Annotated in this window: 15 protein-coding genes and 1 tRNA gene; 10 read left to right on the top strand and 6 right to left on the bottom strand. The window is 64.4% G+C overall.

Going from position 1 to position 16568, the window contains the following annotated elements; genetic code table 11:
- Window positions 1–25 precede the first annotated feature (25 nt).
- From urtB to urtE, 4 genes are all read left to right on the top strand, one after another.
- Window positions 26–1999, top strand: a complete 1974-nt coding sequence (gene urtB, locus Q7J44_RS04160; protein ID WP_304877273.1) for an urea ABC transporter permease subunit UrtB — start codon at window positions 26–28, stop codon at window positions 1997–1999.
- Between the two features lie 121 nt (window positions 2000–2120).
- The gene (urtC, locus tag Q7J44_RS04155) at window positions 2121–3353 is read left to right on the top strand and encodes an urea ABC transporter permease subunit UrtC (RefSeq protein ID WP_304877271.1); all 1233 of its coding nucleotides are present in this window, start codon (window positions 2121–2123) and stop codon (window positions 3351–3353) included.
- On the top strand, window positions 3350–4099 hold the full coding sequence (gene urtD / locus Q7J44_RS04150; protein WP_304877269.1) for an urea ABC transporter ATP-binding protein UrtD: 750 nt from the start codon (window positions 3350–3352) through the stop codon (window positions 4097–4099). Before urtC ends, urtD begins: the two co-directional genes overlap by 4 nt.
- Window positions 4096–4791, top strand: a complete 696-nt coding sequence (gene urtE, locus Q7J44_RS04145) for an urea ABC transporter ATP-binding subunit UrtE (RefSeq protein WP_304877267.1) — start codon at window positions 4096–4098, stop codon at window positions 4789–4791. The genes urtD and urtE overlap by 4 nt, the downstream gene beginning before the upstream one ends.
- Before the next feature lie 106 nt (window positions 4792–4897).
- Here urtE and lipB read toward each other — a convergent pair whose 3' ends face one another.
- Complete coding sequence (gene lipB / locus Q7J44_RS04140) at window positions 4898–5590, bottom strand: lipoyl(octanoyl) transferase LipB (protein ID WP_304877265.1); 693 nt, start codon at window positions 5588–5590, stop codon at window positions 4898–4900.
- 100 nt (window positions 5591–5690) lie between these two features.
- Between lipB and Q7J44_RS04135 the strand changes: the two genes are divergently transcribed.
- From Q7J44_RS04135 to Q7J44_RS04110, 6 genes are all read left to right on the top strand, one after another.
- Window positions 5691–7163, top strand: coding sequence for a peptidoglycan-binding domain-containing protein (locus Q7J44_RS04135; protein WP_304877263.1), 1473 nt, complete (start codon window positions 5691–5693; stop codon window positions 7161–7163).
- Window positions 7164–7272: 109 nt separating this feature from the next.
- Window positions 7273–7359 (top strand) — tRNA-Leu (locus tag Q7J44_RS04130).
- 205 nt (window positions 7360–7564) lie between these two features.
- Window positions 7565–8740 (top strand): ABC transporter ATP-binding protein, encoded by a 1176-nt coding sequence (locus Q7J44_RS04125; RefSeq protein WP_370692947.1) that lies wholly within the window; start codon window positions 7565–7567, stop codon window positions 8738–8740.
- Between the two features lie 73 nt (window positions 8741–8813).
- Complete coding sequence (locus tag Q7J44_RS04120; RefSeq protein ID WP_304877259.1) at window positions 8814–9890, top strand: ABC transporter substrate-binding protein; 1077 nt, start codon at window positions 8814–8816, stop codon at window positions 9888–9890.
- Between the two features lie 57 nt (window positions 9891–9947).
- Entirely contained in the window at window positions 9948–11210 is a 1263-nt protein-coding gene (locus Q7J44_RS04115; protein WP_304877257.1) for an ABC transporter permease, read from the top strand.
- A gap of 5 nt (window positions 11211–11215) precedes the next feature.
- Window positions 11216–12169 carry an ABC transporter permease gene (locus tag Q7J44_RS04110; protein WP_304877254.1) on the top strand — a complete coding sequence of 318 codons (954 nt, stop codon included), beginning with the start codon at window positions 11216–11218 and terminating at the stop codon, window positions 12167–12169.
- A 22-nt stretch (window positions 12170–12191) separates the two neighbouring features.
- Here the strand turns inward: Q7J44_RS04110 and Q7J44_RS04105 are convergent, their stop codons facing one another.
- The 5 genes from Q7J44_RS04105 to tmk are packed head-to-tail and all read right to left on the bottom strand — an operon-like array spanning window position 12192 to window position 16565.
- Complete coding sequence (locus tag Q7J44_RS04105) at window positions 12192–13130, bottom strand: AEC family transporter (protein WP_304877253.1); 939 nt, start codon at window positions 13128–13130, stop codon at window positions 12192–12194.
- A 52-nt stretch (window positions 13131–13182) separates the two neighbouring features.
- Complete coding sequence (locus tag Q7J44_RS04100) at window positions 13183–13998, bottom strand: MBL fold metallo-hydrolase (RefSeq protein ID WP_304877252.1); 816 nt, start codon at window positions 13996–13998, stop codon at window positions 13183–13185.
- Window positions 13995–14807, bottom strand: a complete 813-nt coding sequence (locus tag Q7J44_RS04095; RefSeq protein WP_304877251.1) for a TatD family hydrolase — start codon at window positions 14805–14807, stop codon at window positions 13995–13997. Before Q7J44_RS04095 ends, Q7J44_RS04100 begins: the two co-directional genes overlap by 4 nt.
- 7 nt (window positions 14808–14814) lie before the next feature.
- A complete protein-coding gene (locus Q7J44_RS04090) occupies window positions 14815–15942 on the bottom strand; it encodes a DNA polymerase III subunit delta' (protein WP_304877250.1) in 1128 nt (375 codons plus the stop codon).
- Window positions 15942–16565, bottom strand: a complete 624-nt coding sequence (tmk, locus tag Q7J44_RS04085; RefSeq protein WP_304877249.1) for a dTMP kinase — start codon at window positions 16563–16565, stop codon at window positions 15942–15944. The genes Q7J44_RS04090 and tmk overlap by 1 nt, the downstream gene beginning before the upstream one ends.
- Between the last annotated feature and the right edge of the window lie 3 nt (window positions 16566–16568).

Here is a 16568-nt window from a genome sequence, read left to right as displayed (position 1 = left end):
CTCATCCCAAAAACAAGGCCCACCCATGCGCGCCGCCTTTGCTGCCGTCTTTCTTGCGCTGTTGTCGCTGATCCCGCTTGGCGGTCTTGCCCAGACCAGCCCGCCCGTGGCTGACACCGCCACTGCCGCCGCAATCGTCGAAGAAAACCGCGCCCAGATCGAGAAGCCCTCGCGCCAGACCATCGGCCCGGTGATCACCGCCCTTGCGGGCAGCGGCGATCCGCAGGCACTGGTGATCCTGTCGGCATGGGCCAACCGGGGGCTTGGCATCCGCAAATCTGATGGGGCCTTCGTGCTGATTGCCGAAAGCGCGGATGGCTATGCCCTGCGCATGCTTGACGGCACCGATGCGGGCACCGCCCCCCGCGCCGACATCACCGAACTGCGCCCCAACGCCGGGGTGCGCGGGGTGATCGCCACGGCGCTGGTGCAGTTCCAGCTCAACGATCCTGACCGGGCCCGCCGCGCCGATGCGCTGACCACCATCGCCCGCGACCCGGCCCCCGAATTGCTCGACCCCCTGCGCGCGTCGATCGAGGCCGAGACCGATCCCGCCCTGCGCGCGCAAAAAGACCGGCTGAACCGCCTGCTGACCCTGCGCTTTGACCCAGACAGCGCCACGCGGATTGCCGCGATTGACAGCTTCTCCGGTGATCTGGGGCTTGATCTGCGCGGCGCGCTCAACCCGCTGCTGGCCACCACCCGCCGGGCAGCGCCCGTGGGCACCGCGATTGCCGGCAACATCGCCCGCGAACTTGACCCGGGCAGCGATCTGACCGAGACCGAGGCATACGACCTGCTGGTCGCCGCCAACCTCGCCCCCGCACGGCTGACCACGGCTGAACTGAAAGCCTCGCTCGCCGCCAATATTGAGGGTGGCACCGTCGCAGGCATTCCGCTGGCCGAGCTGAACACCCAGGCCGCCCGCAACCGCGCCTATACCGCGCTGGAAGAGGCGGGGGCGGTGCCGGTTGCGGCCACCGATGAAGAGGTGACGCAGATCGTCGCCGGTCATCGCTTTGTGGAAACCTATTCCGAACCCGACAGTGCCGTCACCACCGCCGCGCAGGCCGTGCTGACCGGCATCGAGATCAAGCTGGCCGCGATGCAGATGGCCGATCTGGCGCTGGATGCGCTGTCGCTGGCGTCGATCTACTTTCTGGCCGCCATCGGTCTGGCCATAACCTTCGGCGTGATGCGGGTGATCAACATGGCGCATGGCGAATTCATCATGATGGGGGCCTATACCGGCTATGTGGTGCAGCTGTTCATCCCGAATTACACCCTGTCGCTGATCGTGGCGCTGCCGCTGGCCTTCCTTGTGACCTTCGCCGCCGGGGTCGCGATGGAGCGGCTGGTGATCCGCCACCTGTACAAGCGCCCGCTGGAAACCCTGCTGGCCACCTTCGGCATCTCGATTGCGCTGCAGCAGCTGGCCAAGAACGTGTTCGGAACCCAGGCCCGGCCTCTGACCTCCCCCGCCTGGCTCGATGGTGCGCTGACCTTCAACGACATCGTGTCGATCAGCTATATCCGGGTGGCGATCTTCGTGCTGGCGCTCTTGTTCCTGATGTTCTTCCTCTGGCTGATGAAGCGCACCCGTCTGGGGCTGGAGGTGCGCGCAGTGACGCAGAATCCGTCGATGGCGGCGTCCATGGGCATCAACCCCGACCGCATCAACATGCTGACCTTCGGCCTCGGCTCGGGCATCGCCGGTATTGCGGGGATTGCCATCGGCCTCTTTGCCAAGGTCACCTCGGAACTGGGCAACGACTATATCGTGCAGAGCTTCATGACCGTGGTGGTCGGCGGCGTGGGCAATATCTGGGGCACGCTGGCAGGGGCGCTGATGATCGGCACGCTGCAAAAGGGCATCGAGTTCCTGAACCCGTCGAACACCCTTGCCGCCCAGACCTACATGATCCTGTTCATCATCCTGTTCATCCAGTTCCGCCCAAGGGGCATCATCGCCCTCAAGGGCCGCGCGGCGGGGGATTGAGCATGTCCTGCCATTCATCTGTTCATAAATATCCCGGGGGTAGTCCATTGGTTTCGCCATTGGTCCGAGAACCCAATGGACTGGGGGGGCTGGCCCCCCGGTCCGACGGCAGGAGCATGACATGACCCGCACCTATTTGTCCCGCAACCCCTCTGTCCTGTGGTTCCTGCTGATCCTGTCGCTGTTCACGCTGGGCGTCACCGTTCTGTCGGAAGCCTATGGCGTTGCCTTCCTGTCCACCTCTTTCATCAAGACGCTGGGCAAGACCCTGTGCTTGTGCCTTGCCGCCCTCGCGATGGATCTGATCTGGGGCTATGCCGGTATCCTAAGCCTTGGCCACATGGCGTTCTTTGCGCTTGGCGGCTACATGATCGGTATGTGGCTGATGTATGCCCGGACCGAAGGCATCGTCATCACTGCCCTGTCGAACGAGGCGCTGCCCGCCACCGCGCAGGAAATCCAGAACGGCATCGCGGGCCAGATCTTTGGCGTGGTCGGCGCGTCAGAGCTGCCCCCGGTCTGGGTCTTCGCCCATTCGCTGCCGCTGCAATTGATGCTTGTGGTGCTGGTGCCGGGGCTGCTGGCGCTGATCTTCGGCTGGCTGGCGTTCCGCAGCCGGGTGACGGGGGTGTATCTGTCGATCCTGACACAGGCGATGACCCTCGCTCTGGCGCTGTATCTGTTCCAGAACGACTCGGGCCTGCGCGGCAACAACGGGCTTTCGGGGTTGCAGAACATTCCCGGGCTGGACGGGGTGTCGCAGGACCGGATCTCGGTCTGGTTCCTCTGGGCCTCGGCCTTTGCGCTTGGCTTGGGCTATCTGCTGGTGGCCTGGGTGGTCTCGGGCAAGTTCGGCAGCGTGATCCGCGCCATCCGTGATGACGAGGCGCGGGTGCGCTTCCTTGGCTATTCGGTGGAGGGCTACAAGCTGTTCATCTTCACCCTGACCGCGATTATCGCGGCCATTGCGGGCGCGCTTTATTACCCGCAGGCGGGCATCATCAACCCGGCGGAACTGGCCCCCATCGCCAGCATCTACCTTGCCGTCTGGGTCGCCATCGGCGGACGCGGGCGGCTGTATGGCGCGGTGATCGGGGCGGCCTTTGTTTCCTTGCTGTCGTCGTGGTTCACCGGCGGGCGGGCACCCTCAATCAACCTTGGCTTTTACACCATCAACTGGGTCGACTGGTGGCTGATCCTGCTGGGCCTGTCCTTTGTCGGCGTCACCCTGTTCGCGCCCAAGGGCATCGGCGGGCTGTTCGATCTGTGGCAAGGCTTGCGCGCACCCGACCGCAAGGGCGCACAGCTTGGCCCGGATGACGGATCGCTGCTGGAAAAGGAGGCCAAGGAATGACCCAGCTTCTGGAAGTCTCCGGCGTGTCGGTCACCTTTGACGGCTTTCGCGCCATCAACAATCTGTCGTTTTCCATTGGTCCGGCGGAACTGCGCGCGATCATCGGGCCGAACGGGGCGGGCAAGACCACCTTTATGGACATTGTCACCGGCAAGACCCGGCCGGATGAGGGCAAGGTGCTGTGGGGCGACCGGCTGCAGTCGCTGCTGTCGATGTCAGAGGCGCAGATCGCCCGCGCAGGTGTTGGCCGCAAGTTCCAGCGCCCCACGGTGTTTGAGGATCAGACCGTTGCCGACAACCTGATGATGGCGCTCAAGGCCGCGCGCGGGCCGGTGGCGGTGCTGTTCTGGTCGCCCAAACCCGCCGACCACGCAAGGGTGGCGGAGCTGGCGGAGGAAGTCGGCCTGGGTGACTCACTGGCCCGCAAGTCGGGCGAGCTGTCCCACGGGCAAAAGCAATGGCTGGAAATCGGGATGTTGCTGGCGCAGGAACCGCAGCTTTTGCTGGTCGATGAACCCGCAGCCGGGATGACCCTCGCGGAGCGGGAGCATACCACGCGGCTGCTGGTCGATCTGGCAAAAACCCGCGCGGTGGTGGTGGTGGAACATGACATGGAATTCGTGCGCCGCCTGAACTGCAAGGTCACGGTGCTGCATGAAGGGTCTGTGCTGGCCGAGGGCAGTCTGGACCATGTCACCCGCAATCCGCAGGTGATCGACGTTTATCTGGGGCGGTCCGAACGATGATCAGAACTGAAAACCTGACCCTGCATTACGGTGGCAGCCAGATCCTGCACGGCATCAGCATGGAGGCCCGCGCCGGTGAGGTCACCTGCGTGATGGGCACCAACGGGGTCGGCAAGACCTCGCTTCTGAAGGCGCTGGCGGGGACGCATCCGCGCTCGGGCGGGCAGCTGTGGCTGGGCGGGGATGCGGTGTCGGTGGTGCCACCGCAGGCGATGGCCAAGCGGGGGCTGGCGGTGGTGCCGCAGGGGCGGATGATCTTTCCGCTGCTGACCGTGCGCGAGAATATGGAGACCGCCTATGCCCTGCTGCCAAGGGCAGAACATCGCATCCCGGATGAGATTTTTGAGCTGTTCCCGATCCTGAAAGACTTCCTGCACCGGCGCGGCGGCGATCTGTCGGGCGGGCAACAGCAGCAACTGGCGATTGCCCGGGCGATGATCATGAAGCCGCGCGTCCTGCTGCTGGACGAGCCGACCGAGGGGATTCAGCCCAACATCATCCAGCAGATCGGTCGGGTGATTGAGTATCTGAAGGGCAAGGGCGATATGGCGATCATTCTGGTCGAGCAGTACTTCGACTTTGCCTATGGTCTGGCCGACCGCTTCTATGTCCTCAAACGCGGCGAGGTGGCGTTGGAGGGCGACAAGGCCACCCTGTCGAAAGAGGTGCTGAAGGCCACAGTTTCGGTGTGAGGGCAGGCGCGTAACACGGGGGGAAGGGTGTTTCGGGTGTTTGAAATCAAGGGCTTGGTTTTTTCTGTTAAGGAATAATTAACCTTTGCTCCCCGGTCTGCCCCGCTCAGCGGCTACAGGCTGGCGCTGCCTTCCCGTCCGGCTGCATCCCGCCATCGGGGAAAAACCGGGGGAAGGTGGATTTCAGCGCCACGTCCAGATCGTCCAGCGTGACCGGCAGGCCAAGATCGACAAGGCTGGTCACCCCGGAATCGCGGATGCCGCAGGGGATGATGCCGGAGAAATGCGCAAGATCGGGTTCCACATTGATGGAAATGCCGTGAAAGCTGACCCAGCGCCGCAGTTTGACGCCGATGGCGGCGATCTTATCTTCGGCCACGCTGCCATCCGGGCCCTGCCTTTCAGGGCGCGGCACCCAGACGCCGACGCGGCCGGGCCGCACCTCTCCGCTCACGTTGAACTCGGCCAGGGCGGCGATCACCCAGTTTTCCAGGCTCCGCACAAAGCAGCGCACATCGCGGCCACGAAGCCCCACATCCAGCATCACATAGACCACCCGCTGCCCCGGCCCGTGATAGGTGTATTGCCCGCCACGCCCCACCGCATGCACCGGGAAACGGCCCGGATCGGTCAGGTCGGCGTCCCGCGCGCTGGTGCCCGCGGTGTAAAGCGGCGGGTGTTCCAGCAGCCAGATCGCCTCGGGCGCGTCACCGCGTGCGATGGCCTCAGCCCGCGCTTCCATGGCCGCGAGGGTCTCCGGATAGGGCGAAAGTCCGGAAAAATGCTGCCATTCGGGCATGGGAGGCCTTTCGGTAAGGAAAACAGGACTAGGCATATCGCGCAATCGTGATAGCCTTTTGCCCAATTCAGATTGAGTCTGCCATTTGAGGAGAGATGTGATGAAGTTGAAAGCAATTGCAACAGCCGGGATCATTGCGGGGCTTGGTCTTACGCCAGCAGACCCGGTTCAGGCCGACGCGGGCGATGCCATTGCCGGGGCGCTGATCGGCGGCATCATCGGGCACGCCATTGCCAATGACCAGAACAAACGCCGCGTTGTCACGCAGCGGCGGTCGACCAAATCACCCGGTATTTCCAGCGCGCAGCGCGAGTCGAACCGCGAAGTGCAGACGGCGCTGAACCATTTCGGCTATCCGGTCGGCACGCCGGACGGGGCCATCGGGCCACGCAGCCGCAGCGCGATTTCCAGCTATCAGGCCACGCTGGGCTATCCGCCCACCGGGCAGCTGACCGACTATGAACGCACGGTGCTGATCAGCGCCTATCACCGCGCCATTGCGGGCGGGCCGGTGGTGGCGCAGGCCGCCGCGACCCATCCGATGGGGATGAAGGGCCTGCTGCTGATGCAGCGCGACGAAATGGCGGGGATTCCGCCGGCAATGGTCGCGGCCCCGTCGGTGCCGGTGGCCCCCATGGCCCCGCCGATGCCGGTCCTGGTCACGCCCGCCGCCCCGGCAGAGGTGATGGCGGCAGCGCCTGCGCTGCCGTCGCTGATGCCAGAGGCACCGGCCACCATGGCCGCTGCGCCGTCGCTGCCCAGCTTCATGGGCTCGGGCACGGCGCAGGTGTCGCTCGCCAGCCAGTGCAACAAGATCAGCCTGATGACCAACACCAACGGCGGTTATGTGACCGAAGCCAGCATGACTGACCCGACATTCGCCTTGGGTGAGCAGTTCTGTCTGGCGCGCACCTATGCCATGGCCACCGGCGAAGAGCTGGCGGGCAAGGTGGCGGGCTTTACACCGGCGCAGATTTCCCAGCAATGCGCCGGGTTCGCCCCGGTGATGGCCGAACATGTGGCCAGCCTGTCGATGAAAACCCGCGATGAGGTGCTGACCGGGGTCAAGGGCTTCATCATGGGATCAGGCATGTCGCCTGCGCAACTGTCGGGCACGGCCAAGGTCTGCCTTGGGGTAGGGTACACCACCGACGCGATGGATGTGGCGGTCGGATCGGCGCTGTTGCTGACCGCGATGGGTGAGGCGGGCTATGCCGAGTTGCTGGGCCATCACCTGAGTCAGGGCTTTGGTGCCACGGTGCGGCCAGAACTGGCGCTGGACTGGTATGACATGGGGCTGACCGCGATCGGGCAGGGGCAGGCGGTGTTTGCGCCGGGCCTTGGCGGCGACCGGGGGGCGGTGATCCGCAAGGCCGCCTATACGGCGGCGGGGCGCGCGGGCGATCTGGCCCCGGCGGTGCCTGCGGGCCTGCCACAGTTTGCGCTGGTGCCGGATGCGGCCCCGGCAGCGCCCGTGGTTGCCAACACCGATGCCGCCCCCGAGACGGGCACCGCAGGCGCGCGGGTGGTGATGTCGGCCGCCCGGCTGCCGTTCCTGCTGCTGGGCAACTGACCGGAAGGCCCCCTGACCGCAGGGTCTGTTAAAAGCGGGGGAGGGGCGTAAAATCCCCCTTCCCTTCGTCGCGCGGCTTCGGTAAAAGCCCGCCATCCAGGTCGTGTCTGCGGATGTGGCGGAATTGGTAGACGCGCAGCGTTGAGGTCGCTGTTCTTTAATCGGAGTGAAAGTTCGAGTCTTTTCATCCGCACCACGTCCTGGCAAATCTCCAAAGGCACCCCTGATCCGGGTGCCTTTTGGCTTTTGGGGTCTCCCGCGCCTGCACGGCTGATGATCTGGCGGGCAAATGGCCCGCGATCTGCCTGCCAACTGCCGCAAGAGTCGGCGAATGCGGCGCAATATGACTGATTTTCCCGCATGTCCTGTGAGATGCCTGAAAAAGTGACAAGCCGGTTGCAATGCGGGGCGGCTTTGGCTTTAGTCAGCATAACGAGTGCAGAAAATCTGCCGGACCACATGGGGAGACCAGCGCGGTGAGCGAAAGCCACAGGGACGCATTTGTTGCCTTTGACCGGGTGCAAAAAAGTTATGACGGGGTGAGCCTTGTCGTCAAAGATCTGAACCTCGACATCGCCAAGGGCGAGTTTCTGACCATGCTCGGGCCGTCAGGGTCGGGCAAGACCACCTGTCTGATGATGCTGGCCGGATTCGAGACCGCCACCAATGGCGAGATCCGGCTGGATGGCACCAATATCAACGCCGTGCCACCGCACAAGCGTGGCATCGGCATGGTGTTCCAGAATTACGCGCTGTTCCCGCATATGACGGTGGGCGAGAATCTGGCCTTTCCGCTGGAAGTGCGCGGGATGGGCAAATCGGACCGCGACGCCAAGGTGCAGCGCGCGCTGGACATGGTGCAGATGGGGGCGTTTGCCAACCGCCGCCCGGCGCAACTGTCGGGCGGGCAGCAACAGCGGATCGCCCTTGCCCGCGCGTTGGTGTTTGATCCCAAGCTGGTCTTGATGGATGAACCGCTGGGCGCACTGGACAAACAGCTGCGCGAGCATATGCAGTTTGAAATCAAGCATCTGCATGAAAGCCTTGGCATCACCGTGGTCTATGTCACCCATGATCAGGGTGAGGCGCTGACGATGAGCGACCGGATCGCCGTGTTCAACGATGGCCGCATCCAGCAGCTGGCCCCGCCTGCCGATCTGTATGAACGCCCTGACAACAGCTTTGTCGCGGGCTTCATCGGGGAAAACAACAAGCTGCCCGGCACGCTGGAACAGCTGTCGGGCGACAAGGCGCTGGTGCGGCTGGCGACGGGTGAACTTATTGACGCAACCCCCGTGAACGTCACACAAAAAGGGCAGGCGACCATGGTGTCGATCCGCCCGGAACGGGTGGAGTTCAAGACCGACATGATGCCAGAGGGTGCCCATATGATCGGGGCCGAAGTGCTGGAGGTCATCTATATGGGCGACATCCTGCGCACGCGGTTGCGGGTTGCCGGATCGGATGATTTCGTGATGAAATGCCGCAATACCCAAGGGCAGACCCGTCTGACCCCCGGGCAACAGATCAAGGTCGGCTGGCATCCGCAGGATGCCCGCGCGCTGGACCCGGTCTGACGACATCCCCGGCATAAGGGGAGGGCCGCGACATGGCCAAAAAACCACCGACAACCAATTTGGGAGACTGCCAATGAAGAAACTTCTCGTACTCAGCACGGCCCTGTCCGGCTTTGGCCTTGCCGCTTCGGCGCAGGAAATCGCTGTCATGTCCTGGGGCGGCGCTTATGCCACCAGCCAGATCGAAGCCTATCACAAGCCCTTCACCGCCGAAACCGGCATCACCGTGATCAACGTCGATGCCGACAACCCGGCCGCCCCGATCAAGGCACAGGTAGAGGCCGGCAACGTCACCATCGACGTGGTCGATGTGGAATATGCCGATGCCGTGCGCATGTGCGACGAAGGTCTGCTGGAAGTGCTGGACCCGGCCATTCTGGCCCCGGGCATCGATGGCACCCCGGCGATGGATGACTTTCTGCCGGGTGCTGTGACCGATTGCTTCGTCGCCACAATCGTGTTCTCGACCAATTTTGCCTATGACGGGTCCAAGTTCCCCGAAAACCCGCCGACCACGATTGCGGATTTCTTTGATACCGCCACCTATCCGGGCAAACGCGGCATGCGCAAAGGTGCCAAGGTCAACCTTGAAATGGCGCTGATGGCAGATGGCGTGCCTGCCGATGAGGTTTATGCCCTGCTGGAAACGCCGGAAGGTGTGGAGCGGGCCTTTGCCAAGCTGGGCACCATCAAGGGCGACATGATCTGGTGGGAGGCCGGCGCGCAACCGCCGCAGCTGCTGGCTGATGGCGAAGTGGTGATGACCACCGGCTACAATGGCCGCTTCTTCTCGGCTGCCGTGACCGAAGGCAAACCCTTTGTGCAGGTGTTCGACGGGCAGGTCTATGAATATGACGGCTACGCCATTCCCAAAGGCGCGCCGAACATGGAAGCGGCCCTGCAGTTCCTGACCTATGCGACCACGACGCAGGCACTGGCCGATCAGGCCAAGTGGATCGCCTATGGTCCGGCGCGCGTTTCTTCCGGCCCGCTGGTCGGGTTGTTCATGGATGGCAAGACCGAAATGGGCCCGAACATGCCCACCTCTGCCGCCAACCTCGCCAATGCGCTGCCGTCTTCGTATGAGTTCTGGGTCGACCGCGACACCGAGCTGAACGAGCGGTTCAACGCTTGGCTGACGTCAAACTGATCTGATACGGGGCGGCGGGTGACCGCCGCCCCGGTTCGTTGCACGAGGGGGCTGTTGATGGCTGATATTTCTGTACCTGCCGGGGGTCTGCTGACCACCAGCGACGGCCGCCCGCTGAAATCGGCGCTGGCCACCGCGCAACAGCGTGCCCGGCGCCGCGCTTTTCTGCTGGTGCTGCCACTGCTGGCGTTCATCGTGATCACCTTCATCATTCCCATCGGGCAGCTGATGCATCAGGCGGTCTATAATGACGGGTTTTCCGCCAACATGCCGCGCACCACGGCATGGTTCGTCGAAAACCCGCCCGGCACCGCGCCGGACGACATCGCGTTTGAGGCGCTTGCGCTGGATCTGAAAGACGCCGCCGCCGCGCGGTCTGTGGGCGTGGTCGGCACCCGGGTGAATTACGAGATGTCGGGCACCCGGTCGCTGTTCACCTCAACCGCGCGGGGGGCCGCCCGGTTCGAGCCGCCGTACCGCGAGGCGCTGCTGGAGGCAGATGCCAAATGGGCCGACCTCAATCTGTGGGGCACCATGCGGCAGGTGTCGGATGCCTATAGCGCGAACTTCTTTCTTGCAGCACTCGACATGACCCGCGATGTGAACGGCAAGATCGTGCCGATGCCCGAAGACCGGCAGATCTATGTCAGCCTGTTCGTCAAAACCTTTCTGCTGGCCGGGCTGATCACCTTCACCTGTTTCCTCTTGGGCTTTCCGATTGCGCATCTGCTGGCGACGTTGCCGATGAAATGGTCCAACCTGTTGATGATACTGGTGCTGCTGCCGTTCTGGACCTCGCTTCTGGTGCGGACCACCAGCTGGATGGTGCTGTTGCAGCAACAGGGTGTTGTGAACAACACGATGGTGGCGCTGGGGATCATCAGCGATGATGGTCGCATCCAGATGATCTACAACCAGATGGGCACGATCATTGCGATGACGCATATCCTGCTGCCGTTCATGATCCTGCCGCTGTATTCGGTGATGCGCCCGATCCCGCCGACCTATGTGCGCGCCGCACGGTCGCTGGGGGCCACCAGCTGGACTGCGTTCCGCCGGGTTTATCTGCCGCAAACCCTGCCGGGGGTGGGGGCCGGGTCGCTGCTCGTCTTCATTCTGGCGGTGGGCTATTACATCACGCCCGCGCTGGTCGGCGGGGCGAGCGGGCAGCTGATCTCCAACCTGATCGCCTTTCATATGCAAAGCAGTCTGAACTGGTCACTGGCCTCGGCGCTTGCGGCGCTGCTCCTGGGCGCGGTGCTGGTGCTGTACTGGATCTACGACCGGCTGGTCGGCATTGACAACCTGAAGCTGGGGTAAACGATATGGCACTTCCCATCTACGCATCCCCGCTGGAACGGGTCTGGCATTACACACGGCTGGTGATCTGCGCGCTGATCTTTCTGTTCCTGATCGCGCCGATCCTGATCATCATGCCGCTGTCGTTCAACGCCGAGCCGTATTTTACCTTTACCGAAAAGATGCTGGCCTTTGATCCTGCGGGGTACAGCTTGCGCTGGTATGATCTGCTGCTGACCCAGCCCTCGATCCCCAATGACGTGCCGCGCGATGCGGCGTGGTGGGGGCAGGTCTGGCGCGAAAGTGCCTGGGTTCGGGCAGCGAAGAACTCGGTGATCATCGGGTTTTTCGCGACCATCGTGGCCACGGTGCTGGGCACCATTGCAGCCCTTGGCCTGTCGCGGCCGGAAATGCCGAACCGGCGGCTGATCATGGCGATCCTGATCTCGCCGATGATCGTGCCGATCATCATCACGGCGACCGGGCTGTTCTTTTTCTACTCCTCACCTTGCGCGCTGATCGGCTGGACCGGGCTGTCGCAGTACTGCGGGCGGCTGACCAGCAGCTATACCGGCGTGGTGCTGGCCCATGCCACGCTGGGAATTCCCTTTGTGATCATCACCGTGACAGCGACGCTGATCGGCTTTGACCAGTCGTTGAACCGGGCGGCGGCCAGCCTTGGCGCGCCGCCTGCGACCACGTTTTTCAAGGTCACGATGCCGCTGATCCTGCCCGGCGTGATTTCCGGCGCGCTGTTCGCCTTTGTCACCTCGTTCGACGAGGTGGTGGTGGTGCTGTTCGTGGCCGCCCATGACCAGCAGACCATTCCGCGCCAGATGTGGAACGGTATCCGCGAACAGATCAGCCCGGCGATCCTGTCGGTGGCGACGATCCTGGTGGTGATCTCCATCGGGATGCTGGCCACGCTGGAAGTGTTGCGGCGGCGGTCGGAACGGCTGCGTGGTGTGACGCCGCAGTAGGGGCACGGGCAATCCGTGCCTGTCAGGGCAGGATCGCCAGCCACATCCAGACCGAGCCGATCGACAGCGCGGTGGCGATCAGCACCGCCGAGGCGTTCACACGCTTGCCCACGCCATACATATGCGCGAACAGATAGGCGTTGACGCCGGGGGCCATCGCCGCCGTCACCACCGCCGAACGCAGGCTGGCGGTGTCGAGGGCAAACACCTGCGTGCCAAGCACCCATGTCACCCCCGGATGCACGATCAGCGATGCGGCGCAGACCATGGCGATGGTCGCCTTGTCGCCCTCGGGCTTATAGCGGAACAGAACGCCGCCCAGACCGAACAGCGCGGCGGGAATGGCGGCGCGGGTCATCAGATCGACGCCGGACCAGAACGCACCCGGTAGCGGCAGTCCGCTGAGGTTGACGATGAACCCCAGCGTGATGCCGATGACCAGCGGTTGCGAGAACACCGCCTGCCCGATCTGGCGCGACAGGGCCGCCGCCGACATGCCCATCCCGCGCGAGCGGGCCCATTCCATCAGCCCGATGCCAAAGCCATAGAGCATGGGTGAGTGGATCGAGATGATGGCGAAGTTGCCCTGCAGCGCCGCGACACCGTAAGCACGCTCGGTGATCGGCAGGCCCAGCAGCAGCGAGTTGGAAAACAGCCCGGCAAAGCCGATGGCGACGGAATCGGTCAGGGGTCGCTTGAACAGCCAGCGGGCACCGGCAAAGCACAGGGCAAAGCCGCTGAACGCGCCGACATAGAACGACACCAGCAAGCCGGTGTTATAGGCCCCCGACAGATCCAGCGTGGCGATAGAGCGGAACAGCAGGCAAGGCACCGCGAAATTCTGCGCAAAGCGCATCAACCCGTCGACCGCCGAGTCGGAAAACAGCCCAAAGCGCGCGGCGGCGTAGCCAAAGCCGATCACAAGGAAAACCGGGACGATGACATCCAGAAGAGCGGTCATGTTGTGATCCTGATCGTCATGAAGGCCGGCAGGATCACATCGAGCAGCGCACTCATGCTGCGATCTCGATCACCATACCGTCGAAGGCGGGGCGGATGTGGGGGGGCAGCTCGTCCTGCAGGGTCACGTAATCCAGATCGTTGTGCATATTGGTCAGCACCGCGCGTGCGGGTTGCGCGCGGGCGATCCAGTCCAGCGTCAGGGCCAGATGGGCATGGGTCGGGTGCGGCTTGCGGCGCAAGGCGTCGACCACCCAGACCTGAAGGTCGCTCAGCAGTGGCCAGTGCCTTTCAGGGATCGCCACCGCGTCGGGCAGATAGGCCAGCGCGCCGATGCGAAAGCCTTGGGCATCCATGCTGCCATGTTCGCACAGAAACGGGGTGAAGGTCAGATCGCCACCCGCGCCGGGAACCGTAAAGGGCGTGTCATCGGTGATGCCATGCACGTCGAGGATCGGCGGATAGGGGCTGCCAGCGGGCTGCACAAAGGCATAGCCAAAGCGCGAGATCAGCGCATCCTGCGTTGGCCCATCGGCCCAGACCGGCAGGCGGCGGCCGGTGTTGAACACCACTTGCCGCAGATCATCGATGCCATGGGTGTGGTCGGCATGGGCATGGGTGAAGACCACGGCGTCCAGCACGCCCACCCCCGCTGCCAGCAGTTGCGCGTGCATGTCGGGCGAGGTGTCGATCAGCACCCGTGTTGTGCCCGCGGTTCCGATGCGTTCCACCAGCATCGAACAGCGGGTCCGGCGGTTTTTCGGGTTGGCCGGATCACAGGCCCCCCAGTCCGGGGCCTGCACCCCAAGGCGCGGAACCCCGCCAGACGAGCCGCAGCCCAGAATGGTAAAGCGCAGGCGGTCGGTCATGCCGCTTGGTCCGGCAGACGGGCGCGGGTGAACAGCCGGTCGAAGTTCGCGGTGGTCTGCGCGGCAAACTCTGCCTCGGTCAGGCCAAACAGACCGGCCCCGACCCTGGCGGTATAGGCGGTGTAGGCCGGTTCGTTGCGCCGCCCGCGATGCGGCGGCGGGGCCAGATAGGGGCTGTCGGTTTCCAGCAGGATACGGTCCACCGGGGCGGCCGCGAAAATCTTGCGCAGATCCTCGCTGCGCGGAAAGGCGGCGATGCCCGACATCGAGAGGTAAAACCCCAGATCCAGCGCGGCTTTTGCCAGCTCCGCACTGCTGGAAAAGCAGTGCATCACGCAGGAATAGGGCCGCACACGAAAGGTTTCGGTCAGGATCGCCGCCATATCCTCATCCGCCCCGCGCGCATGGATAATCAGCGGCAGCCCGGTTTCCTGTGCGGCGGTGATGTGCAGGCGCAGGCTTTCCTGCTGCGCGGGCTTGGTTTCGGCGGTGTAGTGGTAATCTAAGCCCGTCTCGCCGATGCCCACAAATTTCGGGTGCTGCGCCAGTGCCACCAGCTGATCGACCGTGGCCATCGGCTCTTCCGCCGCGCTCATCGGATGGGTGCCGGCGGCGTAGAACACCGCAGGGTGTGCCTCGGCAATCGCGCGCACGGTCGGTTCGTTGCGCAGCCGGGTGCAGATGGTGACCAGACGGGTGACGCCTGCGATACGGGCGCGGGCGATGACCTGATTCAGCTCGCCCTCAAAATCAGGAAAGTCGAGGTGGCAGTGGCTGTCTACGATTTCGGGGGTCTTGCTGAAGGGCATAAAAGGCTCATCTCTGGGCGAGCTGTCCCGCCGTCTCGTCGATTTTGAGCAAGCTATCCATCAGAAGCGCGGCAGGGTCAAGGTTGACCGCCTTACCCCGGCGCGCCCGCAGCGACAGGGTTTGCGCAAGGTCGGCCCAGCCGCGCGCGGCGGTCTCAGTCGGGGCCAGACGGGCGAACAGATCGCCCTCACCACGGGCGGCTTCGGGCGGCAGCTGGCGCAGGGTTCCCGCGCGGGCGAGGCGTGCGAGAAACAGATCAAGCAGGGTGATGATCAGGTCAAACCGCTCTTCCGCGCCCTTGCCAGCGCCGGTTTCGGCCAGTGCCAGCGCGCGCGGGCGGTCCAGCCGGGGCAGGGTGGTGAACAGCTGGGTCAGGGTGGCATAGGTTTTCAGCCCGTCCAGATTGGTCAGCCGGAACGCCTCACCCACGGACCCGCCGGCCAGCTCGCCAAGGGCCTGCACATCATCCGGATCAACAGCGCCCCCCGCCTGTTCCAGCGCGCGTGCGAGCGGTTCGGGCGGCAGGGCGGTCAGCCGCAGCTCGCGACAACGTGAGCGGATGGTGGGCAGCAATCGGTGCGGCTGGTGCGCGATGACAAGGAAGGTCACGCCCGATGGTGGTTCCTCCAGCAGTTTCAGCAGGGCATTGGCGGCCCCGGTGTTCAGATCATCGGCGGCGTCGATGATCGCCACCCGCCGCCCGCCATCAGCTGCCGACAGCGCGAAGAACGACTTCATCTTGCGCACCTCATCCACGCGGATATCGGCAGACAGGGCGGTTTCCTTGTCATTCGCGCCACGGCGCAGCAGGAACAGGCGCGGTTCGGCCAGTTGCAGCATGCGCCGGGCGACGGGCGAGTCTGCGGGGATGGTCAGGCTGTCGGGCGGCGGGGCGGCGAACATGCCGCCATCGTCTTCCGGCGTCGCCAGCAGAAACCGCGCGATGCGCCAGGCCAGCGTGGCCTTGCCCACTCCCTTTGGCCCGGTGATCAGCCAGCCATGGTGCAACCGGCCCGAGGTAAAGGCATTGAGGAACGCGCTTTGTGCGTCGTCATGCCCATAAAGCCGCAGGGTTTCGCGCGGGTGGGGCGCGCCTTCGATCCGGTCGGGTTCGGGCAGATCAGCGGCGGCCATCAGCGGCCCCCGATCGCCGTCAGGGTCTGCGCCAGCACATCGGCGGCCACCGCTTCGGGGCTGCGCGCGCCGTCAATCACGCGAAAACGCGCGTGGCGGGCGGCGAGCGCCAGAAAACCGGCGCGCGCCCGGGTCTGGAACGCCAGCCCCATGTCTTCAAACCGCATCTCATCCCCGGCGCGGGCGGTGGCGCGGGCCAAGCCCTCGGCAGGGTCAAGATCGACCAGCAGGGTCAGGTCAGGTTCCACCCCGATCATCAGCGCGTGCAGTGTGTCAACCATGGCGGTCAGATCACCCCGGGTGATGCCCTGAAAGATCCGGGTGCTGTCGGCAAAGCGGTCGGTGATCACCACGTCGCCGCGCAACAAGGCCGGGCGGATGGTCTTTTCCAGATGGTCGCGGCGGGCGGCGGTGAACAGCAGGATTTCAGTTTCCGGTGACCAGCGGTCGGTGGCACCTTCAAGCACCAGACGGCGGATCTCTTCCGCCCCGGCACTGCCACCCGGTTCGCGGGTCAGGGTCACGCCATGCCCCCGGTCGCGCAAGGCGTCGGCCAGCAGGCGCGCTTGGGTGGATTTTCCCGACCCGTCGATGCCTTCAAAACTGATGAAAAATCCCGCCATGGC

It is taken from the genome of Pseudotabrizicola sp. (genome assembly GCF_030656345.1).
Classification (GTDB): domain Bacteria; phylum Pseudomonadota; class Alphaproteobacteria; order Rhodobacterales; family Rhodobacteraceae; genus Pseudotabrizicola.
The sequence above is the reverse complement of the archived record's forward strand: the minus strand, read 5'-3'. Positions and strand labels throughout refer to the sequence as shown.